The 24,562-nt window shown below is 62.5% G+C and carries 24 protein-coding genes and 3 tRNA genes; 10 read left to right on the top strand and 17 right to left on the bottom strand.

Annotated features, from left to right (window positions below; translation table 11 throughout):
* Positions 1-93: 93 nt before the first annotated feature.
* Positions 94-843 carry an ArsR/SmtB family transcription factor gene (locus tag NCS03_RS10380; RefSeq protein ID WP_008342310.1) on the bottom strand — a complete coding sequence of 250 codons (750 nt, stop codon included), beginning with the start codon at positions 841-843 and terminating at the stop codon, positions 94-96.
* A gap of 146 nt (positions 844-989) precedes the next feature.
* On the opposite strand from NCS03_RS10380, the gene NCS03_RS10375 reads away from it, so the two are divergent.
* Both NCS03_RS10375 and NCS03_RS10370 read left to right on the top strand, forming a co-directional pair.
* Positions 990-1,133: a hypothetical protein gene (locus NCS03_RS10375; RefSeq protein ID WP_200889189.1), complete on the top strand. Its 144-nt coding sequence runs from the start codon at positions 990-992 to the stop codon at positions 1,131-1,133.
* A 52-nt stretch (positions 1,134-1,185) separates the two neighbouring features.
* Complete coding sequence (locus tag NCS03_RS10370; RefSeq protein WP_033537097.1) at positions 1,186-1,707, top strand: acyl-CoA thioesterase; 522 nt, start codon at positions 1,186-1,188, stop codon at positions 1,705-1,707.
* A 27-nt stretch (positions 1,708-1,734) separates the two neighbouring features.
* On the opposite strand, the gene fumC is transcribed toward NCS03_RS10370, so the two are convergent.
* The 6 genes from fumC to NCS03_RS10340 all read right to left on the bottom strand — a co-directional run bounded on the left by fumC (position 1,735) and on the right by NCS03_RS10340 (position 10,422).
* Entirely contained in the window at positions 1,735-3,141 is a 1,407-nt protein-coding gene (gene fumC, locus NCS03_RS10365; RefSeq protein ID WP_250529129.1) for a class II fumarate hydratase, read from the bottom strand.
* 26 nt (positions 3,142-3,167) lie between these two features.
* On the bottom strand, positions 3,168-4,742 hold the full coding sequence (locus NCS03_RS10360) for a phospholipase D family protein (protein ID WP_250460493.1): 1,575 nt from the start codon (positions 4,740-4,742) through the stop codon (positions 3,168-3,170).
* Between the two features lie 406 nt (positions 4,743-5,148).
* On the bottom strand, positions 5,149-6,597 hold the full coding sequence (locus tag NCS03_RS10355) for an MATE family efflux transporter (RefSeq protein ID WP_250529128.1): 1,449 nt from the start codon (positions 6,595-6,597) through the stop codon (positions 5,149-5,151).
* Between the two features lie 221 nt (positions 6,598-6,818).
* Entirely contained in the window at positions 6,819-7,040 is a 222-nt protein-coding gene (locus tag NCS03_RS10350; RefSeq protein WP_008342305.1) for an RNA-binding S4 domain-containing protein, read from the bottom strand.
* A 226-nt stretch (positions 7,041-7,266) separates the two neighbouring features.
* Positions 7,267-7,713, bottom strand: coding sequence for a hypothetical protein (locus NCS03_RS10345; RefSeq protein WP_250460490.1), 447 nt, complete (start codon positions 7,711-7,713; stop codon positions 7,267-7,269).
* Positions 7,714-7,758: 45 nt separating this feature from the next.
* Positions 7,759-10,422, bottom strand: a complete 2,664-nt coding sequence (locus NCS03_RS10340) for a glycoside hydrolase family 19 protein (RefSeq protein WP_250529127.1) — start codon at positions 10,420-10,422, stop codon at positions 7,759-7,761.
* Positions 10,423-11,030: 608 nt separating this feature from the next.
* Here NCS03_RS10340 and NCS03_RS10335 point away from each other — a divergent pair.
* The 3 genes from NCS03_RS10335 (at position 11,031) to NCS03_RS10325 (ending at position 14,045) form a co-directional block, all read left to right on the top strand.
* Positions 11,031-11,447: a hypothetical protein gene (locus NCS03_RS10335; RefSeq protein WP_250529126.1), complete on the top strand. Its 417-nt coding sequence runs from the start codon at positions 11,031-11,033 to the stop codon at positions 11,445-11,447.
* Positions 11,448-11,517: 70 nt separating this feature from the next.
* Positions 11,518-11,775, top strand: coding sequence for a hypothetical protein (locus NCS03_RS10330; protein WP_034472671.1), 258 nt, complete (start codon positions 11,518-11,520; stop codon positions 11,773-11,775).
* Positions 11,776-11,924: 149 nt separating this feature from the next.
* The gene (locus tag NCS03_RS10325; RefSeq protein WP_250529125.1) at positions 11,925-14,045 is read left to right on the top strand and encodes an ATP-dependent helicase; all 2,121 of its coding nucleotides are present in this window, start codon (positions 11,925-11,927) and stop codon (positions 14,043-14,045) included.
* An 8-nt stretch (positions 14,046-14,053) separates the two neighbouring features.
* On the opposite strand, the gene NCS03_RS10320 is transcribed toward NCS03_RS10325, so the two are convergent.
* The 6 genes from NCS03_RS10320 to NCS03_RS10295 all read right to left on the bottom strand — a co-directional run bounded on the left by NCS03_RS10320 (position 14,054) and on the right by NCS03_RS10295 (position 18,556).
* Positions 14,054-14,818, bottom strand: coding sequence for a DUF4088 family protein (locus NCS03_RS10320; protein ID WP_008342301.1), 765 nt, complete (start codon positions 14,816-14,818; stop codon positions 14,054-14,056).
* A gap of 163 nt (positions 14,819-14,981) precedes the next feature.
* The gene (locus NCS03_RS10315) at positions 14,982-15,305 is read right to left on the bottom strand and encodes an AzlD domain-containing protein (RefSeq protein WP_008342300.1); all 324 of its coding nucleotides are present in this window, start codon (positions 15,303-15,305) and stop codon (positions 14,982-14,984) included.
* Positions 15,302-16,003: an AzlC family ABC transporter permease gene (locus NCS03_RS10310; RefSeq protein ID WP_085955274.1), complete on the bottom strand. Its 702-nt coding sequence runs from the start codon at positions 16,001-16,003 to the stop codon at positions 15,302-15,304. The genes NCS03_RS10315 and NCS03_RS10310 overlap by 4 nt, the downstream gene beginning before the upstream one ends.
* 137 nt (positions 16,004-16,140) lie before the next feature.
* Positions 16,141-16,962, bottom strand: a complete 822-nt coding sequence (locus NCS03_RS10305) for a helix-turn-helix transcriptional regulator (RefSeq protein WP_250434971.1) — start codon at positions 16,960-16,962, stop codon at positions 16,141-16,143.
* Between the two features lie 74 nt (positions 16,963-17,036).
* Positions 17,037-17,513 carry a CreA family protein gene (locus NCS03_RS10300; protein WP_008342297.1) on the bottom strand — a complete coding sequence of 159 codons (477 nt, stop codon included), beginning with the start codon at positions 17,511-17,513 and terminating at the stop codon, positions 17,037-17,039.
* 299 nt (positions 17,514-17,812) lie between these two features.
* Positions 17,813-18,556 carry a FadR/GntR family transcriptional regulator gene (locus tag NCS03_RS10295; protein WP_034472660.1) on the bottom strand — a complete coding sequence of 248 codons (744 nt, stop codon included), beginning with the start codon at positions 18,554-18,556 and terminating at the stop codon, positions 17,813-17,815.
* Between the two features lie 110 nt (positions 18,557-18,666).
* Here NCS03_RS10295 and NCS03_RS10290 point away from each other — a divergent pair, with 110 nt between their 5' ends.
* The 3 genes from NCS03_RS10290 to NCS03_RS10280 are packed head-to-tail and all read left to right on the top strand — an operon-like array spanning position 18,667 to position 21,376.
* Positions 18,667-19,410, top strand: a complete 744-nt coding sequence (locus NCS03_RS10290) for a (Fe-S)-binding protein (protein ID WP_034472657.1) — start codon at positions 18,667-18,669, stop codon at positions 19,408-19,410.
* Positions 19,407-20,798, top strand: coding sequence for a lactate utilization protein B (locus tag NCS03_RS10285; RefSeq protein ID WP_250434969.1), 1,392 nt, complete (start codon positions 19,407-19,409; stop codon positions 20,796-20,798). Before NCS03_RS10290 ends, NCS03_RS10285 begins: the two co-directional genes overlap by 4 nt.
* The gene (locus tag NCS03_RS10280; RefSeq protein ID WP_250529124.1) at positions 20,795-21,376 is read left to right on the top strand and encodes a LutC/YkgG family protein; all 582 of its coding nucleotides are present in this window, start codon (positions 20,795-20,797) and stop codon (positions 21,374-21,376) included. The genes NCS03_RS10285 and NCS03_RS10280 overlap by 4 nt, the downstream gene beginning before the upstream one ends.
* Before the next feature lie 66 nt (positions 21,377-21,442).
* Here NCS03_RS10280 and NCS03_RS10275 read toward each other — a convergent pair.
* From NCS03_RS10275 to fdxA, 4 genes are all read right to left on the bottom strand, one after another.
* Positions 21,443-21,518, bottom strand: a tRNA-Asn gene (locus tag NCS03_RS10275).
* A 78-nt stretch (positions 21,519-21,596) separates the two neighbouring features.
* A tRNA-Asn gene (locus tag NCS03_RS10270) sits at positions 21,597-21,672 on the bottom strand.
* Between the two features lie 78 nt (positions 21,673-21,750).
* Positions 21,751-21,826, bottom strand: a tRNA-Asn gene (locus NCS03_RS10265).
* A 119-nt stretch (positions 21,827-21,945) separates the two neighbouring features.
* On the bottom strand, positions 21,946-22,269 hold the full coding sequence (fdxA, locus tag NCS03_RS10260) for a ferredoxin FdxA (protein WP_008342289.1): 324 nt from the start codon (positions 22,267-22,269) through the stop codon (positions 21,946-21,948).
* Positions 22,270-22,559: 290 nt separating this feature from the next.
* On the opposite strand from fdxA, the gene pncB reads away from it, so the two are divergent.
* Both pncB and NCS03_RS10250 read left to right on the top strand, forming a co-directional pair.
* Positions 22,560-23,750 carry a nicotinate phosphoribosyltransferase gene (gene pncB, locus NCS03_RS10255; protein WP_008342288.1) on the top strand — a complete coding sequence of 397 codons (1,191 nt, stop codon included), beginning with the start codon at positions 22,560-22,562 and terminating at the stop codon, positions 23,748-23,750.
* A 136-nt stretch (positions 23,751-23,886) separates the two neighbouring features.
* Positions 23,887-24,558, top strand: coding sequence for a LutC/YkgG family protein (locus NCS03_RS10250; RefSeq protein ID WP_250529123.1), 672 nt, complete (start codon positions 23,887-23,889; stop codon positions 24,556-24,558).
* Positions 24,559-24,562 lie beyond the last annotated feature (4 nt).

Here is a 24,562-nt window from a genome sequence, read left to right as displayed (position 1 = left end):
TGAGTTCGCGAGACCTGTCGGATCAATGTATCGCCGGCTCCTGTATCCGTACGATGCCGTTTGTAACGGCTCGCAGGCGCGCGTAACAAAGCTTTATCGCGCGGACAGGAAGCCTTCGAAATGCCGATGCCCCGCGGGCGTCACGCGCAGGACGCGGCGTTTCGCCGTGCGCTCGATCCAGCCGTGCGACTCGCACGCGTCGAGAAACGCCGCGCCGAGCGCGCCGCCCAGATGCGGCCGGCGCTCGCTCCAGTCGATGCAGGTGCACGCGAACCGTCGCCGCCGCGCGCGCTGCGCCTTCAGATCGATGCCGAGTTCGGCGAACGCCTGCGCGCCTTCGGGCGTGGCGTCGAGCGCGGCGGGGCCGTGCGCGGCGTCGTGACGATCGGCGGCGGCGAGCCAGTTGCGCGCGATCATCCGCTCGAAGAGCTGCACGGCGAGTTCGCCCGCCAGATGGTCGTAGCAGGTGCGCGCGAAACGCATTTCGACAGGCACGGCGGAAGGCGGCCGTTCCGGCGCGCGCTGCGGCGCGCTCGCCCGCGCGAGATTGGCGAGCGCTTCGATGGCCGCGGCGATATCCGCCGTCGCGATCCGGTAGTACCGATGCCGTCCGCTCACTTCGAGCGCGAGCAGTCCGCCTTCGGTCAGCCGCGCGAGATGCCCGCTTGCCGCCGATGGCGACAGCCCCGCGATCATCGTCAGTTCGCCGGCGGGGCGCGCGGTGCCGTCCATCAGCGACCAGAGCATGGCGGCGCGGCCCGGATCCGCGATCAGCGCGCCGATGCGCGACAGGCCGGGAAAATGGCGCGCGCGGGAATCGGCGTCGTCGAAAGCGGGGTTCATGGCGATTTCCGTATCGGGCGAAGTAGTCGATGCGTCCACTGTAGCGCGATCGCGCAACCGACGTTTCACCGTGCGCCGAAATGTCGATGCGCGAGGCGCGGCGCTAGAATGACCGCTGGCATTTCGAGGCAGCAGGGGAGAGTTCCATGGCCAGATTCATTCTCGCGAGCGCTATAGGCGTTCTCGTGCTCTGCGCGGGCTGCGCGGGCGCGCCGTCGTCGGCGGCGGGCAGCGGCGGCAGCATCACGATGTACGGCACGATCGATCAGGGCATCACCGTCCACGATTGAATATTGCCGACCCTATAATCGGCATTCATTTTCCGCATCAGCCGGGCTTCCCATGAATACGCCGACCTCATCCCCCATTCCAGCCGTCCCGAAAAGCCGTGCGGAAACCACTTTCCGCTTTCTCGCCGAGCCGACTTCGGTGAATTTCGGCGGCAAGGTGCACGGCGGCGCGCTGATGAAATGGATCGACGAAACCGCCTACGCCTGCGCCGCGATGTGGTCCGGGCGCTATGCGGTCACGGTGAGCGTCGGCAACATCCGTTTTCGGCGGCCGATTCTCGTCGGCAATCTGGTCGAGTTGCGCGCGCGCGTCGTGACGACGGGGCGCACCAGCATGCACATCCACATTTCCGTGCATGCGGGCGACCCGAAAGTCGGCGAGCTTCAGCAGACGACCGATTGCCTGATGGTTTTCGTCGCCGTCGATGAAAAAGGCCAGCCGACGCCCGTGCCTGCGTTCGTGCCGGAAACGGAAGAGGAAAAGCGCCTCGCGAAATACGCGATGGACGTGAAGGACGCGCTCGATGCAATCGTCGAGCTGAAGCCGGAAGAGGTGGCAGCGGGGAAGGTGTAACCCGCCGCTCTTCGGGCAAGAACGCGCTTACCTTTTTCCCACCATTTCCTCCGGCTTGACCCATTCATCGAACTGCTGCTCGGTCACGTGACCGAGCGCGAGCGCGGCGGCCTTCAGCGTCGTGCCTTCCTTGTGCGCCTTTTTCGCGATCTGCGCGGCCTTGTCATAGCCGATATGCGGATTCAACGCCGTCACGAGCATCAGCGATTCGTTCAGCAGACTGTCGATGCGCTTCTCGTTCGGCTCGATGCCCACCGCGCAGTTATCGTTGAAGCTCTGCGCGCCGTCCGCGAGCAGGCGGACCGATTGCAGCACGTTGTGCGCGATCATCGGCCGGAACACGTTCAGCTCGAAGTTGCCGCTCGCGCCGCCGAAGTTCACCGCGACATCGTTGCCGAAGACCTGGCAGCAGAGCATCGTGACGGCTTCGGATTGCGTCGGGTTCACCTTGCCCGGCATGATCGAGCTGCCCGGCTCGTTCTCGGGGATCGACAGCTCGCCCAACCCGCAGCGCGGTCCGCTCGCCAGCCAGCGGATGTCGTTGGCGATCTTCATCAGGCTCGCCGCGACCGTCTTCAGCGCGCCGTGCGCGGCGACGAGCGCATCGGCGGCGGCCATCACCTCGAACTTGTTCGGCGCAGTCTCGAACGGCAGGCCGGTGAGCTTGCCGATCGCCTGCGCGACCTTCACCGCGAATTCCGGATGCGCGTTCAGCCCCGTGCCGACCGCCGTGCCGCCCTGCGCGAGCTGATACAGATGCGGCAAAGTCGCCTCGACGTGCTTCATGCTCTGATCGAGCTGCGCGACGTATCCCGAAAACTCCTGCCCGAGCGTGAGCGGCGTCGCGTCCTGCAAGTGCGTACGGCCGATCTTCACGATCTTGTCGAACGCCTTCGCCTTCTTGTCGAGCGTATCGCGCAACGTTTTCAGCGACGGCAGCAGATGCTTCTTGATCGCCACGGCCGCGGCGACGTGCATCGCGGTCGGAAACACGTCGTTCGACGACTGGCCGCGATTCACATCGTCGTTCGGATGCACGAGGCGCTCCTCGCCGCGCGGACCGCCCATGATTTCGCTGGCGCGATTGGCGATCACCTCGTTCAGATTCATGTTGGTCTGCGTGCCCGAGCCGGTTTGCCAGACGGCGAGCGGAAATTCGTCGGGATGCTTGCCGTCGATGATTTCCTCGGCCGCCTGAACGATCGCCTTCGCCTTCTTCGAGTCGAGCACCTTCAGGCCTTCGTTCACTTCCGCGGCGGCGTGCTTGATGATCGCGAGCGCGGTGATCAGCTCGGGCGACTGCTTTTCCGTCGAAATCTTGAAGTTTTGCAGCGAGCGCTGCGTCTGCGCGCCCCAGAGCTTGTCGTTCGGCACGGCGATCTCGCCGAACGTGTCCTTCTCCATCCGTACGTCGTCCTTCGCATCGTGTGACATGGCGTGAGTTTCCTTACGAAGTTGGATCAAAGCTGCTTGTCGACGGGCAGCATCATAAAGAGGCCCGTCATCGCATTGCGATAAAGACCTGCCTCGGGATCGAAATTGTAGGTGACGAGACTGCCGTTTTCCTCGGTGATCCAGACGAGGCCCGACTGCGGCGCGCCCGTGCGCCGAAGCTCCTCCGTCACCGCCGCGCTCGCCAGTTGCACCTGCCAGCTCACCTTCGGCGAAATGCCGTTCTCGAAGAGTTTCGCGGCTTCCTCGGCGATCGGCTTGCTGTGGATCACGAGCGCGAGCTCGGTATTGAGCTTCGCCGAACGCGGATCGAGATTCATCGAGCCGATCACGAGGATACTCCGATCGATCACATAGGCCTTCGCGTGCAGGCTCGCGCGCGACTGCGAGCCGAAGAGACCCGCGCGCGGACTGCTTTCGCCTTCGACCTGAATCGGCTTGAACTCGTACAGTTCGACGCCGTTTTGCAGCATCGGAATGCGATACGGCGCGTAGCCCGCCTGCACGGCGACGGCATCGGTCGCGGCGAGCGAATTCGTCAGCACCGCGACGCGCACGCGGCGCTTCGTCAGACCGGCGAGCGCCTTCACGCCCGCGTCGTGCGGCACGAAGTAGGGCGACAGGATCAGGAATTCGCTCTGCGCGTCCTTCAGCAGAGCGACGAGGCGCTCCATCGGCGGGCTTTTGTAGTCGTCGCTCGGATGCTCGATCTTCGATGGCGAATCGACCCGGAACTCCGTCGGCGCCCACACGAGGCCCATTTCCTCGCGCGCGATCTGCTGCGCGAGCGGCGTCGCATTGAGCGGCTTCGCGTTCAGCGGATCGGCCTGCTCGCGCCAGTGCTTGCGCAAGTCGTCGCGGGTCTTGTCGAGTTCGCGGGCGTCGAACTTCTGCTTGTTGAGCGCGCGCAGCGGGTACGCGAGCGAACTGTTCCAGTAATCGTCGAAGCTCGCGGATATTTCTTGCGTGACCGGACCGGCGGCGAAGACGTCGAGATCGCGAAACTGCAAGGTCGGGCTCGCGCTGAAGTACTCGTCGCCGAGATTGCGGCCGCCGACGATCGCGATCTGGTTGTCCGCGATCATCGCCTTGTTGTGCATGCGGCGCGTGAAGTGACTGAGATTTGTGAAGAAATTCTGCGTGCGCTCGGAGAAGCTGCGTTGCGCGCTGCCGTACGGGTTGAACACGCGAATCTCGATCTTGTCGTGCGAATTGAGCGCCGCCATGATCTGGTCGATGTCCTTGAAGTTCAGATCGTCGACGAGCATGCGCACGCGCACGCCGCGATCCGCCGCATACAGCGCCGCGCCGAGCAGCAGCTTGCCGGTGTTGTCCTCGTTGGCGATGTAGTACTGCATGTCGAGCGTCTTCGTCGCCGCGCGCGCGAGTGCGATGCGCGCCTGCAGCGCGTCGGTGCCGGTCGGCAGCAGGCGCACCGCCGACTCGTCCGGATGCCGTTTCTCGAGCGGCGCGAGGGCGGTCGCGAGGGGCGTCGTTTCCGTCGATGCCAGCGCGTGGCTCTCCGGCCGGTCGAACGCCGTCGCGGGCGGGCGCGTCTCGCAAGCGGCGACGAGCGTCGTCATCGTCACGATGACGGCGATGTTGCGCACGGCGGCGCCGAATGTTCGTGCGCGCGCGTCGCGGCGCGCGATTTGCCGCAATCCCCGGTTTTCCGACACTTCGATTCCCCGTTCTGGTCGCCGCTCGTGAAGCGCTCGGCGACGTTTTCGCGTTTTCGGTCTTCAGCACGAAAGTAGCAAGGAGCGTACTCGCGCCGGATCTCGAAATTATTCTATGGGAAATCGGGAAAGCGCCGAACGTTGCACTGGGCGGTGGCGTACGGACGAAAAAAAGCCCGCTGGCTAGAGCGGGCCTACAACCCCTGTCACAGATGTCTCAAGGAGGAGACGGGTTCATCGTAGCAATGCGCGCCGCGCGGCCCAACCAAGCATTCGTGCTATGCAAATCGGCGCGCGGATCGTGTGCTTATCAGACGTGACCGTGCGGCGCGGCGCTCGCGGCGCCGGCGTCGTCCGGCCGTGGCGTGATGCCGGTTTCGATGAAGCGCCGGCTGATGCGACGGAAGCGCAGCGTCATCAGCACGGCGACGCTCGCGAGCCCGGCCGCGAGGCCCCACCACAGGCCCTTCGCGCCGAGTTCGAAGTGGAACGCGAGCACATAGCCGGTCGGAAAGCCGACGCCCCAGTAGCCGAACGCGGCGGCGAGCATCGGAATGCGCGTGTCCTTCAGGCCGCGCAGGCAGCCGGAGCCGACCGTCTGCATGCCGTCGACGATCTGGAACACCGCCGCGACGCCGAGCAGCGACGCCGCGAGCGCGACGGTATGCGCGTTGGCGGGATCGTCGAGATGCAGATACAGCCCGACGATCGCGCGCGGCACGGCGATCAGCACGAGCCCGGAGCACATCATGAAGCCGACGCCGAGCGCGAGCGCGACGAAGCCCGCGTGACGCGCGGCGACAGGCACGCCCGCGCCGACCCAGTAGCCGACGCGCACGTTCGCCGCCTGGCCGATCGCCAGCGGCACCATGAACGCGACCGACGCGACGTTGAGTGCGATCTGATGCGCGGCGAGCGGCGCTTCGCCGAGCAGGCCGACCATCATGCCGGTGGCGAGAAAGAGCGTCGATTCGACCCCGTAGGTGATCGCGACGGGCCAGCCGATGCTGAACAGTTCGCCCATCAGCGGCAGGCGCGGGCGCGCGCGCGCGACGAAATGCCGGTAGCGCGGCCGCAGATGCAGCACCGCGACGAGCGCGATCGCGATGCCCCATACGGTGATCGTCGTCGCCGCCGCCGAGCCGAGGAAGCCTTCGCGCGGCAGGCCGTACGCGCCGTGGATCAGGCCGTAGTTGAGAAAGCCGTTGACGAACACGCCGCCGATGGAGATCCACAAGAGCCTGCGCGCCGCGCCGATGGCGGGCAGAAACGCGCGCATCATCCCGACGCCGATCAGACTGCCGGGCGTCCCCCAGCGCAGCACCGCGCAGTATTCGCCGACGTTCTTCGCGAGCGTCGCGGGTTCGTGGAACGCGAGCAGGATCGGTTCGGCGTAGCTCAGCAGCACGAACGCGGGCACGGCGAGCAGCAAGGAGAGCACGAACCCGGTCCAGTAGATGCTTGGCACGCGATGATCGGCATTCGCGCCGCGCGCATGCGCCACCGACACGGAAACGGACGTCAGCACGCCCTGCAGGAGCGTCACGACGACGAAAAAGAGATTCGCGCCGAGGCCGCCCGCGGCGAGGGCATCGGGGCCGAGCGAGCCGAGCAGGATGGTGTCGGTGACGCCCATCGCCATCTGCGAGAGCTGCGCGATGGCAAGCGGCGCGGCGAGACGCGCCGTGTCGACGGCGTGACGCGAGAGGCTCGGCGGTCCTTGATGCGCGCGCGCGGCGCGCGTGACTGGCGGTTGCATGTTGATCGGATCGAAACGAAAAGGCCGCAATGAGTGCGGCCGGACTGGAACGCGAGGGGGCAAGGATCGAAGCGCAAACGCGCTGACGGGAACCGACGCTGAAACCAGAACGAAAGAACAGACCGTCAGCTTATTGCGTCGCGTGCGGCATGTCGATGACGCGTTTGCTTATGCCCGGATTTTCGCAATTGCGCGGCGTGTGCGCGCAAATCGCCGCGCGCTTAATCGGGCGCGCGCACGTAAATCGTCTGGCCGTCGAGCTTCACTCGCTGACCCGCGCGGATCTTGCAGGTCTTGCGCAGTTCCACCTGGCCGTCGACGGTGACATCGCCCATGGCGACGCGCGCCTTCGCCGAGCCGCCGCTGTCCGCGAGGCCCATCAGCTTGAGCAGATTGTGGAGTTCGATGAAGTCGCCCGTCAGGGTGAATTGGAGTGGCGGCATGAGGCGGGCATGGCGGGAATGCGGGAAGGGCTCAATGATAAACCACGCCGGGCATGCGCCGTGCTCGACACCGCGGGACTATGCCTCGGCTCCTTATACGTTCGGTTCATTGCCATGTGCAGCGGCGAACCCATCCTGCACACTATCGAGGTCGACGCCGTAAAAACCAGCGCTTTGCTGCTGTTCTCGTCCGCGCTTGCGCCACCGGGTCTTGGACAACGTTAAATCATTGATCGACGCCATCTTGGGGAGCTACGGTTTCTATACCTCTATAGGCGCGCTGACTCAGTTTCTGAAATTCACCCGGTTGGCAGGTCTTGTTAAAAACGGTCCTTCCATTTTTCTTTACGTACAGTCCGCTTGGAAAGCCTTGATACAAGACATAGTCAAAACCACTTTGTCTGAATTTTACATGAGTATATTGCGCGTTCCCTCCAGAAGTATCGCTGATCGCAATACGATGTCTGGGCGAAAGCGGCACATCCGGATACTGCAGATCAAGCTGGTTCACAGTACCGTAACGATATTGGACGTAACCATTATCGGGGGAGATGTTTCCTGACGCACAGATCGATACGATTTTTCTGTCCATTTGACAACTGAAATAAATTTCCTCAAAAGCGTGACAGAGCGTCTGCTCCGTTCGCGCCTCGGCAGATGCAACAACTGGCATCGCTAAAATCGCGAAAACGCAGCAAGAATTCAATGATCGCAGCATTTAGTTGAAATCCCCTCGAATCCAAATCTGTTCAAAGTTCGCCACACGCGCAGCATAGCTGTTGGTATTGCGATTCACAATAGCGGTAATCTCATTTACCTGCATTGCGGTCGTTCCTCGATCGGCAATCGCTGGCAACCCATTTGCCACCCAAAAATACGCGGCGGACCTCGCAGCGTATTTCGGTTGGCACAATAGATCGGGGCTGTCCTCATAATCAACGCGGTCTTCCGGCCATTCGTCCTGATGCGCCTGATTCCAGCGTGTAAAAGATCGGTAATTGGCGCGGCCTGTCAGTTGTTTCATTCCGCGTCCTCGGTATTTCCAACCGTCTCCGCTCTCGAAGTCGCCATTCCCGAGTTCCGCGCGTCCGCCATATGCGCCGTTTGCAATTGCTTCAAAATCAACTTGATTCATCGGCAAGCCGTCCGCTTTGATCGGTCTGTTAGTCTGGTACCCGTGCGTCGTCGCCTGTTGAGGGTTTCTGCGGAAATACGAGAAGCTTGCAACTAGTGCGCTTGCTTTCCAGACGAAACCTTCTTCGACTGTCATCGATTTCCCTGTTTCCTGCATCACCTGAGCGAAGAAATGAGCTCTTCTGGATGGGGTGTCCAAGGCATACACCTCGAGGTGCGCGTTCAACTCGTCGATCAACTCTTGAAGGACATTTGCTTGGGCGAGAGGAAATACGCGTTGCATCATTTCCAGTGTGAATTGGAATTTGGTCCGAAAATTCCCCACCAATCCCACAGGATGCAGATGAAACACATCCGCCTGAGGAAATCCCGGAACCTTCGCCTTCACCTCATCCCACCACACGAGCTTCTCGATACGCTTCTGCTCTTCTTTGTACTGGGGGTTCGGCGTGGCGTTCTCGATTTCCGTGTAGAGCTGTCGCCACTTCTGCGGATTTGTCCACTCGCTTTCATGCTTCACAATCAATCGGGATGCCGCTTGCATCAGCCATGGATAGTGGCCTGACTCACCTGCATAGGCTAAGCACAAGTCGTCTGCAGCACGGCTGCCATCGCCTTGCGGAAACAGCTTTCGGTACACCGCCTGCATCATTGGACTCAACTTGCTCAAGGCCTTCGCATCTGCAGCACCGGTATGACTGGCAAAGTTCACCCACGCCTTGGTCCTCGAGAACATGGTGTGAGCCGGATCTTGTGCCCCGTCGATACAAGCGAAGTCCACCCATTTCTGGGCGAACTCTCGCGTCACAGTTCCGCCCGCGAACTGCTCTTCACGCACCCATCCCTCGATCGCTTGTCCTCGCTGATCCGCGCTGCCAACGCGCCACCAGTTCATCTTTCGTCCGTTGCGATCCGCCGTCGCTTCAGCGTGTCGCTTGTTCGTATCCCGCGCCAGTTCGGCCAGTGACCACCGCTGCACCACGCCCGTCACCGGCGGTTCACTACCCGCCTGCTCCGCGTTGCGATAGAGCTTAGTCCCCTCCGCGATACGCAATAGCGTCGGCTCGGAAGAAAGCCCCAGCCGCTTCCACTCGTCGGGATGCGCGCTGTGCGACGCGACCCACGTCCTGCTTTGCTCAATGAACGATTTGACGCTGTCGTCACAGAACACCTCGATGTGCGCCATTTTCGTGGCGGACGGCGGATTCGCATTCAATGAATCAAAGCGGCCAAGATGGCCTATCAATTCGCCCGCTTTCACGGCGATGCCCTGCGCATTCGCGTCGTCTGCTCCACCGGCCAACAACGTAACCATGACGCGATCGAAGGCATCGTCAGGCAGGATTTCCTGCACCACCGGACCACCGTTCTCGCTACCCAGAAATATCCAACCGCCCACTACTGTGGTGGGCGGAGCATCGCCCACCTGGGCCGCGTACGGTTGCGCACCATGCGCGTCCGTGATCTTGCCCCAGCCATGTTGCCGCTCGCCAATACTCACAGACGCACCTTGGGGCAGAATGCCAAGCGCCGGACTTGCTCCACGGCCCGTCTTCGGAGCGCTGCGGATTCTCAAACCTTGCTGACTAGCATCTGGCGCCTGACCGGTTCGGCTCGGAGCTGCCTTGTCCCGCGCATAGGACGTGACTTTGTACTGAGCAAGCGCAGATAGATACGCCGGTTTGGCCTTGCCCGTATCGCGCTCATACTCCTCGTACGCTTGCAGATGCATGTACAGGCTATAGAAAGTCAGCTTCGTGCCTTTCGGGAACTCCATCGAATGGCGAACCAAAGCGAATCCGGTGCTATAGGGCGCTTGCACGTTTCCGAGTTGGCTCACCGGATAAGTCCGGTCCACCCGGTATGCAATGACGTGGCCATCTGCAATGCATCGCACGCCTTGCTTCAAATCCAGCTTGCTGCCCGCGCCGCTGTCGGTGATGTGGATACCGCCGTGCCAAAAGCCTTTCTTACTCACCAAGAAGGTTCCGCCGGGTTCCTTCTCCGAGAGCAGTTGGTAAATCTCGTGTTCGTCGGTGAACCTGACTGCCGCATCCGTATCCCTCTGCCCCTTCTTCAGGAACGGGAAGGCAAACGACAACTTCTTGACCTTTGTGTCGGGCGGCGTCGCTTGCGGTGCGTTACGAGGGACTGCAGGCGCACTGCGTTGGCCACCTGAAGCGGGCTGGGGTGCAGACGCAGGTTGCGGCGCCGAAGCGGGTCTTGCAGCAGTTGCTGATGTTGCCATCTCGATTCTTATTCAGAAAATCCAAAGGAAATCGGGTTCGCACTGACGTTCAGACCGGGACAGGAACGCGAAGCCTTTCTATCGGCCTGACCGACAGTCAGGTTGCGCCTGCCTCGATTTAAGTGGCAGGACTAATGATTATCATCGTACCGTGCGATAGTTCAATATCGGTGCCATGAACTGTCACCGATTGTCACATCGTTGCCCTGTTGATTGTCTTGTTAGCGTCGGGGCCGTTACCTGCTGTTATGCGGCCCACCGTCTGTTTTTCGCCCGTGGTCGCAACTTGCGCGTCGAGCTTCAACGGATGAAACCCGCTCTGCGGCTGCTGGGAAGAGCGAGATACCGACGATGTGGCCGGGCATGCGCCGTGCTCAGGGATCGCGAGGACCGGTAATCCCCACTCAAGCGCGCTCGTTGGCAAATGTAGCCAGATGAAACCGTCGGTAACAGTGACTGATTTTCGCGAACTTGCCCGATTGACCGCCGGTCCGACCATTTGATCGATGCAGCTTCGGTCATTCTTTCCAATCGACAAAAGTCGCGCGGATCGCTCGTTTCATCGTCGTAAGAGCGCCGCCGACGCCAACTAAAGAGAGGACTAGCTCATGACTCGCGCACGAATCCTTTTGATCGGCTCCGCCATCGCCACGTTCGCCGCTTCGGGCGCTTATGCGCAAACCGCGACCCAGTCCGCACCGGTGCAGACGCAAACGGAAGCGCAAGTGCAGCCGATGCAAGCCCAACAGCCGATGACGCCGCCGCCGCAGAACCTCGTCGCGCCCGCGCCGACCGATCCGCTCGTCGAGCGCCGCAATGCCAATGCGAAGGCGAACGCCGAATACAGCGCGTCGAAGAAGGCGTCGAAGGCCGAATTGAAGGCGCAAACCGAGCAGGCCAAGGCGCAGTACAAGGAAGAGGTGAAGAACGCGAAGATCAATCGCAAGGCGGACAAGGACGCCGCCAAGGCCGAATTGAACGCGACCGAGCCGAACGCACCGAAGGACACCGGCTTGCAGCATTAAGCGGGCGAACCGGGAATCGCCGCGAGCTCGCGTTTGGCGCGGCTCGCGGCATCGAACAAGGGAGAAGACCATGAATCGAAAAACTCATGCACTGCTGGCCGCGCTGATCGCGGGGACGTTCGCGAGCGCGAGCGCGGCATCGTTCGCACAGACGACGTCGGATACGCCGACTGCCGCCGATCAAAAGGCCGCGAAGGAACAGAGCAAGGCCGACAAGAAGGCGGCCGTCGCGCAAGCCAAGGCCGACAAGAAAAAGACCGAGGCGCAATCGGACGCCAATGAAGCCGCCGCCGAAGCGAAGCTCAAGAACGCGAAGAAGGCCGACTGACGCAAATCTTTTGCAGCGATGCGAGCCCGGTTCCGTGCGAGCCGGGCTCGTTGCATTTGGGGCCAAAACCCTTGTCGAGCCAAAGGCTTGCGCGTGCGGGTTGTATGGATATACAGTGTGCGTCACTCATTTCCCGCCGCCTTTCTCCCGTGCTCACGCTCCCCGACACCGCCGACGAATCCACCACGAAACAGGTCGCCGACTATCTCGCGAAGCTCAACGAGGCGCAGCGTCAGGCCGTCGAATTCGGCGTCGACGAACCGGGGCGCGCGGGCGGGCCGCTGCTCGTCATCGCGGGCGCGGGATCGGGCAAGACCAACACGCTCGCGCATCGCGTCGCGCATCTGCTGGTAAAGGGCGCGGATTCGCATCGCATCCTGCTGCTCACGTTTTCGCGCCGCGCGGCGCTCGAAATGACGCGGCGGGTGTCGCGCATCGCAATGAACGCGCTCGGCACGAGAAGCGCAATCGCGCAGGGTTTGTCGTGGTCGGGCACGTTCCATAGCGTCGGCGCGCGGCTGTTGCGCGATTACGCCGATCTCGTCGGGCTCGCGCCGTCGTTCACCATCAACGATCGCGAGGATTCCGCCGATCTCATGAACCTCGTGCGGCACGAGCTCGGTTTGTCGTCGAAGGAAAAGCGCTTTCCCGCCAAATCGACGTGCTTCGCGATCTACTCGCGCGTCGTCAACACCGGCGCGTCCCTGGCGACCGTGCTCGATCAGTCGTATCCGTGGTGCCGCGAGTGGGAAGCGGACCTGAAGCGCCTCTTCGCCGCGTACGTCAGCGCGAAACAGGCGCAAAGCGTGCTCGATTACGACGATCTGCTGCTCTACTGGTCGCATCTCGCGGCGGAGCCGTCGATTGCCGCCGATCTCGCGAGCCGCTTCGATCACGTTCTCGTCGACGAATATCAGGACACGAACCGTCTGCAGGCATCCATTCTTCTCGCGATGAAACCGGACGGGCGCGGCCTTACCGTCGTCGGCGACGATGCGCAATCCATCTACTCGTTTCGCGGCGCGACGGTGCGCAACATCCTCGATTTTCCCGGCCACTTCGATCCGCCCGCCGCGACCGTCACGCTCGACCGCAACTATCGTTCGACCTTGCCGATTCTCGAAGCGTCGAACGCGGTGATCGGCCTCGCGACCGAGCGCTACACGAAGAATCTGTGGACCGACAAGGCATCGGCGCAAAAGCCGCGCGTCGTTGCCGTCGCCGATGAAGCCGATCAGGCGCGCTATGTCGTCGAAAAAGTGCTCGAAGCGCGCGAAGGCGGCATGAAGCTCAAGGCGCAGGCGGTGCTGTTTCGTGCCGCGCATCACAGCGCGGCGCTCGAAATCGAATTGACGCGCCGGAACATTCCGTTCGTGAAGTTCGGCGGACTGAAGTTTCTCGATTCCGTTCATGTCAAGGACGTGCTCGCGGTGTTGCGCTGGGCCGAGAATCCGCGCGATCGCGTCGCGGGCTTTCGCGTCGCGCAGTTGTTGCCGGGCGTCGGACCGGCGATCGCCGGGCGCCTGCTCGACAGCGTGAGCGCGCCGGACGCGGTGGCGTCGAATGCGATCGCCGCGTTTCAGGCGCCCGCGCGCGCGTCGGAGGACTGGCCGCGTTTCGTCGGCCTGATGGCGAAGCTCTGCGGCCGCGACTCCGGCTGGCCCGCCGAGTTCGAAATGATCCGGCGTTGGTACGAGCCGCATCTGGAACGCAATCACGAGGACGCGGCGATCCGCATCGGCGACGTGTTGCAGATGGAAAGCATCGCGGCGACGTATCCCACGCGCGAGCGCTTTCTCACCGAACTGACGCTCGATCCGCCCGACGCGACCAGCGACGAATCCGGCGTGCCGCTGCTCGACGAAGACTATCTGATTCTCTCGACGATCCATTCGGCGAAGGGCCAGGAATGGCGCAACGTGTTCGTGCTGAACGGCGTCGACGGCTGCATTCCGTCCGATCTCGGCACGGGCAGCGACGAAGAACTCGACGAGGAACGGCGGCTGTTATACGTCGCGATGACGCGCGCGAAGGAAGACCTGCACATCATCACGCCGCAGCGCTTCTACGTGTACAACCAGACGCATCTCGGCGACCGTCACGTATGGGCGCAGCGCACGCGTTTCATTCCGCCGCATCTGATGCAGAACTTCGAAGCGGCCGCGTGGCCGCCCGTCATCGCGCCCGCTGCGCCGACGGCGGCGGGGCTGGCTGCGGCCGCGAAAGCGAAGATCGATATCGCGGCGCGCCTAAAGGGAATGTGGGACTGACCTGAATCTCAGCGCTGCGCGCGCGATGCACGCGGCGCGCGCGGCGACGGCGAGAAGATGCTGCGCAGCCATGCTGCGAAGCGTGTGTAGCCGTCGTAAGGCTCTTCGACGAAAAGCTCGGGCCGCAGCGAGCGCAGATATTCCAGCACTTGCTGCGCTTCCTGCTTCTGGATCGAGCCATAGAAGATGCCGAGCCGCAGCAGGCAGCGCAGTTCGCCGAGCTTCTCGCGCGCGGTCGAACCGATGCTCGTCTCCACCGAAATTTTGGTTTCATACACGCGCTGACGTAGCGAATCGGCGAGACGCCATGCGGGCGTCTGCATCTTTTCCTCGACTTCGCGAATATCCGCCGCCGCCGATTTGATCTGCGAGGCGAGCATGTCGACTTGCGATACGTCGCCGTCCGCTTCGGTGACGATCGCCGTCGCCCACGCGCGCGACGCCTTGACGAGATCCTCGGCGGTCCAGTCCGCGCGGATCGCGAACGCGAAGCCGTGCTCGGCTGCCTGCCGGATCAGGATCTCGACGACGTCCGGAAACTCCTTGTCGAGCGCGCGCTTCGCCCACGCGTACTGGCCGTGCGTGAGCATGCGCTGCACCGCCTGCTCGGTGAGCGGCGTGTTGTTGTCCAGGAGCTTCGCGCGCAGGAAGTCCTCGAACGAAGGCGTGACGAATTGCGGATCCAGCTTCAGCGACAGACGCGTGAACGCTTCGAAATCGCGCTGCAGCGAAGCGATGGTCTCGTCGCGTAACGATAAGGTGATTTGACGCATGTTGGTTCCCGGTTCCGCCTTCGATCTCCGAAGGCGGGAAAAGCTGTCGGCGCCGCGTCTCAGGCGGAGTCCATTCGTTTCTGTTATCGGCGCGCGCTTCAGGAACTTGAGGATTCTTCGATGCTCTTTGAAAGCCGTTTAACGGCTGATGGAGAGAAAACGTTTAGCGCAGCACGGCGAACTGCCACGCGAAAAACACCGCGAGCGACACGGCAATCGTCAAAAGCGGCCGTTTCGTGAACGCGCAAACGATGATCGCGACGATCGCAGCCACGAGCTGCGGATTGCGCCAGGTGATTTCGGCGCCGTTGCCGTGCGGCGAGACGGTCATCGGCACGATGATCGCGGTGAGCACCGTCACCGGCACGAACGAAAGCGCGGTGCGGACGATCGGCGGAAAGGGCAGGCGTTCGCCCAGCACGAACACGGCGGCGCGGATCGCGAACGTAACGGCCGCCATGCCGAAGATCAGCGTGACGTAGTTCATTGCGTGCGCTCCTTCGCGTTCTTCAGACGATGTTTCGCGTGGCCCTTCGCTTGCGGACGGTTTTCCATCAGCGTGAGCAGCATGCCGACGGCCACGCCGACGAACACCGCCGCGAGCAGGCCGAGCTTGTACGGCCAGCCTTGCCACGCGAAGGACAGCACGCCCGATGCGAGCGCCGCCGCGACGAAGCGCACGGCGACGAGCTGCGGCACGACGATCGCGATGAACGTCGCGACCATCGCGAAGTCGAGCCCGAGCGATTTCAGTCCGGGAAACGCGGCGCCGAACAAGAGGCCGAGGAGCGTCCACAACTGCCAGTTCAGATACATCGCGACGCCGGAGCCGAAGAAGTAGTGCGGCCCGATCTCGCCCGGCGCGCGCTTCCGATAGTGCGCGTAGGCGACGGCGAAAACTTCGTCGGTGAGCATGCCCGCGAGCGCCCAGCGCCAGCGGCGCGGCAGATGCGCGACATACGGCGCGAGCGTCGCGGAATAGAGCACATGACGCAGATTGACGACGAGCGTCGTCGCCAGAATGACGGCGAAGCTCGCGTGCGACGCGATCAGGCCGACCGCGATGAACTGCGCCGAGCCCGCGAACACGACGAGCGACATCAACTGGCCGTGCCAGAGCGTGAGCGGACTTGCGGTGACGAGCGTGCCGAAGATCACGCCGAAGGGCGCGGCGCCGATCATCATCGGGATGGTGTCGCGTGCGCCGGCGGCGAATTCGCGCAAAGGTGTTGCTTTCAAGATTTCCTCCTATGGAAGCGAGGATACGCAAAACGTCGATGAGAATGCTTGTACGTTCTTGCGCTTTCCCGAGGCCGGACCGCCTAACGCCAGCGGCCGGGCGGCACGCCGAACGTGCGCTTGAAATGGCGCGTGAAGTGACTCTGATCCGTGAAACCGCTCGCCGCCGCGACATCCGTCACGGATGCGCCCGCGCGCAACGCCGGCAGCGCGCGCACGATCCGCAGCTGATTGCGCCACGCATGCGGCGCAAGACCGGTTTCGCGCGTGAAGAGGCGCGCCGCGTGGAAGGTCGAGAGACCGACCGTCTGCGCGAGTTCGGCGAGCGTGACGGGTTCGAGGAGATCCTCGGCGAGGCGGGATTTCATCGTCGTGACGCGGTGCGCGTCGGCGGCGAGCGGCGCGATGCGCGGACGTTCGAGCGCGTGGCGTCCGAGCAGCGTCGTCACTGCATCGACGAGCGCCAGTTCCGCGGCGAGCGGGTCGGCGCCGTTTTCCAGCAGGCGATGCGCGATCTCCAAACGCCGCGCGAGATCGGGATCGCGGATGATTTCATCCGGAAACCACGGCGACGATTCCGGCCGCCCCGACAGGTCGCGCGCGAGCGTTTCGACGAACGGCACCGGCAGATAGAACACGCGATAGCGCCAGCCCGCATCGACGGCCCGCGCGCCGGTATGCACTTCGCCGGGATTGATCACCGGCACCGAACCGGCTTCGGCGACGTGATGCGCGCCGCGATAGTCGAAGCACTCCGCGCCGGCCTCGATCACGGGCACCGTATAGGCGTCATGCCAGTGCGGCGAGAATTCGTGATCGTAGTATTCGGCCGTGACCATGTCCGCGTCCGGCACGAGCGGCGAGCGCCAGTAGCGTGCGGCATTGCGGAAACGGTCGGCGTGCATGATCGAGCAATTCTGAGATAAGCGGAATCGCCCAGTTTACAACTTTGCTTCGCGCCCGGCCGGACAGTTGCGTGTCACTTCACCGGTATGGTCGTGCCCTCGGGCATCGGAACCGCCGTCACGCTGTTTTTCGGGCTGCCGGTCGCGATGCGGTCGCTGTAAGTCAGATAGACGAGCGTATTGCGTTTCGTATCGACGACGCGCACCACATGCAGCGTCTTGAAGATGAAGGACATGCCGGCCGAGAACACGTCGGTTTTCTGCTTGAGCGGTTCGGCGATCTTGATCGGCCCGACCTGGCGGCACGCGATCGACGCTTCCGTCGGATCTTCGGCGATGCCCAGCGTGCCTTTCACGCCGCCCGTGCGCGCGCGGGACACATAGCAGGTGACGCCCTGGACGAGCGGATCGTCGTACGCATCGACGGTCACGCGGTCCGATCCGGTGAAGCGGAAGTTGGTGTTGACGCTCGCGATTTCCTCCGCGTGCGCGAGTCCGGCGCCGGAGAAAAGTGCGAGCGATGCGGCGAGCGCGAGGACGGAGCGGTTCATCGTCATCCTTCGGAAAAGAGAAAGGGCGTCGTATTGTATCGACGCCCTTGGCTCTTCGATGCATCTCGTGCCCGCATGCGGTCAATGAAAGATCAGATACAGAATCACCAGCACGATGACCGGCACGCCGAGCAGCCATCCGAGTAGATAAGGCATGTTGTCCTCCTTCGCATGTTGTTTTCGACGGTTTCAGTATCGCGAGGATGCGCCGCCCGCGTTAGCCGTGCGTGTCCGAAATGCGTGTAGGCGACGTCCTATCATCACTTTCTTGCGGCTTACAGATTCGTAATGTGATTGGATCAGGCCGCGCGGTTTTTCTTCGCGGGAACATCGCGATACAGCGTGCGCACGTAATCGAGATGCGCGCCCGCGCACTCCCGCGCCCGCGCCGGATCGCGCGCTACGATCGCATCGAAGATCGCGCGATGCTGCGTCATCAGGTTCGCTTCGACTTCGTCGTCGTAATCGACGAGACGGTGCGACGTGAGCATCGATTCGCGCACCAGTTCATTGAGTCCGTGCATGACGTGCGTGAGCGCGACGTTGTGCGTCGCGTCCGCGATGGCGAGATGGAACGCCGCGTCTCTCTCCGCGATGCGCGTGCTTTTTTCGGCGACGGCGTTTTGCAGCGCGTCGAAGGCAGCGGCGATGCGCGCCAGATCGTCGTCGGTGGCGCGCTCGGCGGCGTAGGCGGTCGAGAGCGTTTCGAGGCCGTGGCGAAGTTCGAGAACGTCGGCGCTCGCGTTCGGCTGTTGCTCGAGCAGGGCGGCGAGCGGATGCGACACGAGCGGCGCGGTCACATCCGATACGACAAAACCGCCGCGCCCGGCCGCGCGGATGAATCCGTCCGACTCCAGACGGATCAACGCCTCCCGCAGCGACGGACGCGACACGTTCAACTGCTCCGCCAGATCGCGCTCGGCGGGCAGGCGCTGGCCCGGCAGCAGCGTGCCGTTCGAAATCAATTCCCGGATCTGTCCCGACACGACATCGGAGAGACGCACGCGGGCGTAGGAATGCGCATGGACGGGCTGGAAAGTCATCGTTCGACGTGAATGCGAGGTGAAAGCCGGGGAATGCCCGAGTTTGACACGAAAGAGGCATCTCATTAAAGTCTTGGTCAGACCAAGCTTACCAAATCGCCGAACCCGTCATGAAAGTCGCCTTGTTCGTCCCCTGTTTCATCGACGCTTTTTATCCGCAAGTCGGCATCGCCACGCTCGAACTGCTCGAACGGCTGGGCGTGGACGTCGACTATCCGCAGGATCAGACCTGTTGCGGCCAGCCGATGGCCAATAGCGGCGCACACAAGGAGGCTGCCGGCGCCGAGCGCGTGTTCGCGCGCAATTTCGCCGACTACGACTATGTCGTCGGGCCATCGGCGAGTTGCACGCATCACGTACGCGAGCATTTCACCGCGATCGAGCAGACGAGCGCCGTGCAGAAGGTGCGGCGCAATACGTTCGAGCTCGTCGAATTCCTGCACGACGTGCTGAAGGTGCGCGAGTTTCCGTGGGCCGAATTTCCGCACAAGGTCGGGCTGCACAACAGTTGCAGCGCGGTGCGGCATCTGCGCGAAACGTCGAATTCGGAAGTGGCCGGAACGCCGTATTCGAAGCCGCGCACGCTGCTCGAACGCGTGAGGGGTATCGAGTTCGTCGCGCCCGCGCGTCCCGACGAATGCTGCGGATTCGGCGGCACGTTCTCGGTGACGGAAGAGGCCGTCTCCGTGCGGATGGGTCAGGACAAGGTGCGCGATCACGTCGGCGCGGGCGCGGAGTACATCGTGTCGGGCGACATGTCGTGTCTCATGCATCAGCAAGGCTGCGCCGAGCGCATGAAAGCCGATGCGAAGTTCATCCACATCGCGCAGGTTCTGAACGGGGCGCGCGCATGAGCAAAAGCGTTCGTATCGATCACGCGAAGGCGGCGGGCGCGTTCCTGCAGAAGCCAGATCACGTCGCGTTCCACGACAAGCGTCTGTGGGACTTGCGCAGCAAGCGCGACGCGCAGGCGCACGGCATCCCCGAATGGGAGACGATGCGCAATCTCGCATCGGCGATCAAGGAACACACGCTGTCCAATCTCGCCGATTACATCGCGCAGTTCGTCGATCAGGCCGAGAAAAACGGCGTCGTCGTGCATTTCGCGGCGAACGCCGAGGAGCACAACGCGCTCGTCTTCAAGCTGATGAGCGAGCGCGGCATGACGTCGCTCGTGAAGAGCAAGTCGATGCTCACCGACGAGTGCTACATGCGCGACTATCTCGAACCGCGCGGCATCACGGTGATGGAAACCGATCTCGGCGAGCGCATCCAGCAACTCGATCATCAGGATCCGAGCCATATGGTCGTGCCGGCCGTGCACAAGCTGCGCGCGGACGTGGCCGAACTGTTCGGCAAGACGATCGGCACCGATCCGCGGAACAGCGACATCCACTATCTCGCGGAAAGCCAGCGCATGAACACGCGGCCGTATTTCGTGCGCGAGAAGACGGCGGGCATGACGGGCTGCAACTTCGCGGTCGCGGAGACGGGCACGGTCGTCGTGTGCACGAACGAGGGCAACGCGGATCTTTCGGCGAACGTGCCGCCGCTGCATATCGCGTCGATCGGCATCGAAAAGATCATTCCGACGATCAGCGATCTCGGCGTGTTCGTTCGAATGTTGTCGAGAAGCGCGCTCGGCTCGCCGATCACGCAGTACACGTCGCATTTTCGCGCGCCGCGTCCGGGCACGGAGATGCACTTCATCCTCGTCGATAACGGCCGCTCAGAACGCCTCGCGATGGACGATTTCTGGTACTCGCTCAAGTGCATCCGCTGCGGCGCGTGCATGAATACGTGTCCGGTGTATCGCAGAAGCGGCGGGCTTTCGTATGGCGGGACGTACTCCGGTCCGATCGGCGCGATCATCAATCCGACGCACGATTTGAAGCGCTATAGCGCGCTGCCGTTCGCGTCGACGATGAACGGCAGTTGCACGAATGTCTGTCCCGTGAAGGTGAACATTCACGAGCAGATCTACAAGTGGCGCGAGGTCATCGCCGAGAAGCACGAAGTGCCGTTCGTGAAGCAGGAAGTGCTGAAGATGGCGGGGCGCCTGCTCGCGAGCCCGACGCTTTATCGTGCAACGGTCGCATCGCTCGGCGGCGCGTTGAAGCGCCTGCCCAACTTCGTGCTCTACAACCCGCTCAATATCTGGGGACGCGGCCGCGATCTGCCCGAAGCGCCCGCCGAGACTTTTCACGAGTGGTACAGGAAAAACCGGAAGCTCGATAAATGACGACTCGCGAAGCTTTTCTCTCGAAGATCCGCGCGGCGCAGCCCCCATCGCGTCCGCGCCCGGACGTGCCCGTGTTCCCGTCGCCGGAAGGCGAACTGAAGGCGCGCTTTACGACCGCGCTCACCGCGATGGGCGGCACATGCGTCGAAGCGGCCCGTCTCGAAGACGTGAACGCGCTGATCGCGGCACGCTTTGCCGATGCGAAGGTGATTGCATCGGCGGTTCCGGGCGTCGACGGCACGCGGCCGCTTTCATCCGATACCGTGCCGGCATCGCTTCAGGATGTCGATGTGGGCATCGTGCGAGGGCGCTTCGGCGTCGCTGAAACGGGCTCGGTGTGGTTCAGCGAAGAAGAGTACGTCGTGAACGCGATCGGCTATCTGTCGCAGCATCTCGTCGTGCTGCTCGACCCGGCGCAACTCGTCGAGGGCTTGCAGCAGGTGTATCGACGCGACGATTTCAAAGCGGCGCGATATGCGGTACTCGTGACGGGGCCGTCGGCGACGGCGGATATCGAAGGCGTGCTGATTCGCGGCGCGCAGGGCGTGCGCTCGCTGACCGTCGTGTGGCTTGCGTGAAGCGATGAAGTCAGCGCACAAAGCAAAAAGCCCAGTCATGCGACTGGGCTTTTTGACAGAAGCTTTTGGCTCCCCGACCTGGGCTCGAACCAGGGACCTACGGATTAACAGTCCGGCGCTCTACCGACTGAGCTATCGGGGAACAACTGAAACATCTACAACTGAAATAAAAACTCAGCCAACTGACCGAGCTCTTTTGAAACCGACTTGCTGGAGTTTTTGGCTCCCCGACCTGGGCTCGAACCAGGGACCTACGGATTAACAGTCCGGCGCTCTACCGACTGAGCTATCGGGGAACAACTGAAACATCTACAACTGAAATAAAAACTCAGCCAACTGACCGAGCTCTTTTGAAACCGACTTGCTGGAGTTTTTGGCTCCCCGACCTGGGCTCGAACCAGGGACCTACGGATTAACAGTCCGGCGCTCTACCGACTGAGCTATCGGGGAACATCTACAGCAGAGAAGCGGAATTATAGGGGGCTGCTTTTGGCGTGTCAACGCTCAATCTTCATTTGATACGCATTTTTTGCAATCAAATGAAGCGCGTGCGTCGGCGAGCGCAACAATCAACGCTCGAGCAGACTCAGCTTTTCCTTGACGTCCTTGAACTCGTCCGCTTCCGGAAGCGAGCCTTTCGTCTTCGTGATGCTCGGCCAGTTACGCGCGAGTTCAGCGTTCAGTTCGGTGAAGTGCTGTTGGTCGCCAGGCACATCTTCTTCGGCGTAGATAGCGTTCACCGGGCACTCGGCGACGCACACGGCGCAGTCGATGCACTCGTCGGGATCGATCGCGAGAAAGTTGGGACCTTCGCGGAAGCAATCCACCGGGCACACGTCCACGCAATCGGTGTACTTGCACTTGATGCAGCTTTCGGTCACAACGTGAGTCATTCAGGCTCCTGCATGCGGAATTCGTGGGGGCGGCGCCCTGGCGGCTGCATGGGCCGGAAGGTGCGCTTGCCGAAACGCATATTGTAGCGTAACGGTAAAAGTGGGCGCGCGGCGCGCGAAGCGCTCTTTATATCGATTCGTGATGTATGTATGCGCGGCGTCGCAAAAGGGCAGGGCACGGATCATGTCTGCGCGGACATTCGGGTAACATGACCCTAAAGGCCTCGGGCTGCGCGCTGTCAAGCAGGCAAAGCGCGCGGTCCATTCGCGTGGATGTTCCCGTCAGAACCATGATCATCAATTCGCTGCTCGATACCGACCTCTACAAGTTCACGATGATGCAGGTCGTGCTGCATCACTTCCCCGCGGCGCATGTCGAATATCGCTTCCGCTGCCGCACGCCGAATGTCGATCTCGTGCCGTATATCGATGAAATTCGCGACGAAGTGCGCCAGCTTTGCAATCTGCGCTTCAAGGAAGAGGAACTGGATTATCTGCGGCGCATGCGCTTCATCAAGAGCGACTTCATCGATTTCCTCGCGCTCTTCCATCTGAATGAAAAGTCGATCCGCATTTCGCCGTCGCCTAAGAAGAACGGCGAGATCGACATCGAGATCGAAGGGCCGTGGCTGCACACGATTCTCTTCGAGATTCCGGTGCTCGCGATCGTCAACGAAGTCTATTTCCGCAACACGCAGCGCAAGCCCGAGTATGAAACCGGCCGCGAGCGCCTGCGCGACAAGATCAAGCTGCTCGCCACGCCACCCGAATATTCGGACTGCAAGATCGCCGATTACGGCACGCGCCGCCGTTTTTCGGGGCAGTGGCACGAGGAAGTCGTGCTCACGCTGAAGGACAAGCTCGGTGCGCAGTTCGCCGGCACGAGCAACTGCTTCTATGCGATGAAGCACGGCTTGCGGCCGCTCGGCACGATGGCGCATGAGTACTTGCAGGCGTGTCAGGCGCTCGGCCCGCGTCTGCGCGACTCGCAGATCTTCGGCTTCGAGATGTGGGCGAAGGAATATCGCGGCGACCTCGGCATCGCGCTGTCGGACGTCTACGGCATGAAGGCGTTTCTGCGCGACTTCGACATGTACTTCTGCAAGCTGTTCGACGGCGCGCGCCACGATTCGGGCGATCCCTTCGATTGGGGCGAGCGCCTCATCCGGCATTACGAAGAAAACCGCTGCGACCCGCGCACCAAAGTGCTCGTGTTCTCCGACGCGCTCGATATCCCGAAGGTGCTGCAGCTGTACGAGCGTTTTCGCGGACGTTGCCAGCTCGCGTTCGGCGTCGGCACGAATCTCACCAACGATCTCGGCTATCAGCCGCTGCAGATCGTCATCAAGATGGTTCGATGCAACGGTCAGCCGGTCGCGAAACTCTCCGATTCGCCCGGCAAAAACATGTGCGACGACAAGGCGTATCTCGCTTATCTGCGTCAGGTCTTCGGCATCGAGCAGCCGGTCGGCGACGACTGAGCGACGCGCATTCGTCCATTCGGCCTATGCCGTTCGGCCGAGGTTCGTGCGTGTATGCCGCTCGCTATAATTCGGACGCGTCGTAAATCATCGCGGCGCGCACGAATCTCAAGCACGCCAACACGAGGACGGCACCATGGATACATCGGACGCGCGCCGCAATATTCTCGCGCGCATTCGCAGCGCGCAGGGCCGTCGCGGCACGGCTACGGATGCCGAGCGCGCTGGCGCAGACGAGTATGTCGAGCGACATCCGGCGGGTCCGCGTCCTCCGTTGCCTCAGACGCGTGACGAGCTCATCGCGCGCTTTACGCTCGAAGCGGAGCGTCTTTCCACGACCGTCGCCGAAGTCGAATCGCTCGACGATGCGCCCGCCGAAGCCGTGCGCTATCTCCAGTCGCTGAACCTTCCCGTCGATGTCGTCGCGTGGCCCGCGCTTGCTCATCTGCGCTGGTCCGAAGCGGGCATTCGGGCGGCGTTTCGCAAGCCTGCCGATGAAGATCTCGTCGGCATCACCGGCTGCTTCTGCGCGACTGCTGAAACCGGTTCGCTCGTGCTGCTCTCGGGCGCGCAGACGCCCGCATCCGGCGCGCTCTTGCCGCAGACGCATATCGCGATCGTGCCGGCGTCGCGCATCGTCGCCGCGCATGAAGATGCATTCGCGTTGATGCGCGCCGAGCGCGGCGAGTTGCCGCGCGCGGTGAACGTCGTGTCGGGTCCGTCGCGCACCGGCGATATCGAACAGACCATCGTGCTCGGCGCGCATGGGCCGTATCGCGTGCATGTGATCGTCGTGCGCGGAGCGTGAGTCA

Source organism: Caballeronia sp. ATUFL_F1_KS4A (assembly GCF_023630905.1).
Taxonomy (GTDB): Bacteria; Pseudomonadota; Gammaproteobacteria; order Burkholderiales; family Burkholderiaceae; genus Caballeronia; species Caballeronia zhejiangensis.
The sequence above is the reverse complement of the archived record's forward strand: the minus strand, read 5'-3'. Positions and strand labels throughout refer to the sequence as shown.

What these genes read in the sequence shown, in the direction of transcription:
- NCS03_RS10290 (WP_034472657.1), top strand. Translation starts at nt 18,667, where the DNA reads ATGAAAGTCGCCTTGTTCGTCCCCTGTTTCATCGACGCTTTTTATCCG.
- NCS03_RS10360 (WP_250460493.1), bottom strand. Translation starts at nt 4,742, where the DNA reads ATGACGACGCTCGTCGCCGCTTGCGAGACGCGCCCGCCCGCGACGGCG.
- NCS03_RS10380 (WP_008342310.1), bottom strand. Translation starts at nt 843, where the DNA reads ATGAACCCCGCTTTCGACGACGCCGATTCCCGCGCGCGCCATTTTCCC.
- NCS03_RS10315 (WP_008342300.1), bottom strand. Translation starts at nt 15,305, where the DNA reads ATGAACTACGTCACGCTGATCTTCGGCATGGCGGCCGTTACGTTCGCG.
- NCS03_RS10340 (WP_250529127.1), bottom strand. Translation starts at nt 10,422, where the DNA reads ATGGCAACATCAGCAACTGCTGCAAGACCCGCTTCGGCGCCGCAACCT.
- NCS03_RS10370 (WP_033537097.1), top strand. Translation starts at nt 1,186, where the DNA reads ATGAATACGCCGACCTCATCCCCCATTCCAGCCGTCCCGAAAAGCCGT.
- NCS03_RS10355 (WP_250529128.1), bottom strand. Translation starts at nt 6,597, where the DNA reads ATGCAACCGCCAGTCACGCGCGCCGCGCGCGCGCATCAAGGACCGCCG.
- NCS03_RS10335 (WP_250529126.1), top strand. Translation starts at nt 11,031, where the DNA reads ATGACTCGCGCACGAATCCTTTTGATCGGCTCCGCCATCGCCACGTTC.
- NCS03_RS10320 (WP_008342301.1), bottom strand. Translation starts at nt 14,818, where the DNA reads ATGCGTCAAATCACCTTATCGTTACGCGACGAGACCATCGCTTCGCTG.
- NCS03_RS10375 (WP_200889189.1), top strand. Translation starts at nt 990, where the DNA reads ATGGCCAGATTCATTCTCGCGAGCGCTATAGGCGTTCTCGTGCTCTGC.
- NCS03_RS10285 (WP_250434969.1), top strand. Translation starts at nt 19,407, where the DNA reads ATGAGCAAAAGCGTTCGTATCGATCACGCGAAGGCGGCGGGCGCGTTC.
- NCS03_RS10330 (WP_034472671.1), top strand. Translation starts at nt 11,518, where the DNA reads ATGAATCGAAAAACTCATGCACTGCTGGCCGCGCTGATCGCGGGGACG.
- NCS03_RS10310 (WP_085955274.1), bottom strand. Translation starts at nt 16,003, where the DNA reads ATGATGATCGGCGCCGCGCCCTTCGGCGTGATCTTCGGCACGCTCGTC.
- NCS03_RS10305 (WP_250434971.1), bottom strand. Translation starts at nt 16,962, where the DNA reads ATGCACGCCGACCGTTTCCGCAATGCCGCACGCTACTGGCGCTCGCCG.
- NCS03_RS10250 (WP_250529123.1), top strand. Translation starts at nt 23,887, where the DNA reads ATGGATACATCGGACGCGCGCCGCAATATTCTCGCGCGCATTCGCAGC.
- NCS03_RS10345 (WP_250460490.1), bottom strand. Translation starts at nt 7,713, where the DNA reads ATGCCAGTTGTTGCATCTGCCGAGGCGCGAACGGAGCAGACGCTCTGT.
- fdxA (WP_008342289.1), bottom strand. Translation starts at nt 22,269, where the DNA reads ATGACTCACGTTGTGACCGAAAGCTGCATCAAGTGCAAGTACACCGAT.
- NCS03_RS10350 (WP_008342305.1), bottom strand. Translation starts at nt 7,040, where the DNA reads ATGCCGCCACTCCAATTCACCCTGACGGGCGACTTCATCGAACTCCAC.
- fumC (WP_250529129.1), bottom strand. Translation starts at nt 3,141, where the DNA reads ATGTCACACGATGCGAAGGACGACGTACGGATGGAGAAGGACACGTTC.
- NCS03_RS10280 (WP_250529124.1), top strand. Translation starts at nt 20,795, where the DNA reads ATGACGACTCGCGAAGCTTTTCTCTCGAAGATCCGCGCGGCGCAGCCC.
- pncB (WP_008342288.1), top strand. Translation starts at nt 22,560, where the DNA reads ATGATCATCAATTCGCTGCTCGATACCGACCTCTACAAGTTCACGATG.
- NCS03_RS10295 (WP_034472660.1), bottom strand. Translation starts at nt 18,556, where the DNA reads ATGACTTTCCAGCCCGTCCATGCGCATTCCTACGCCCGCGTGCGTCTC.
- NCS03_RS10300 (WP_008342297.1), bottom strand. Translation starts at nt 17,513, where the DNA reads ATGAACCGCTCCGTCCTCGCGCTCGCCGCATCGCTCGCACTTTTCTCC.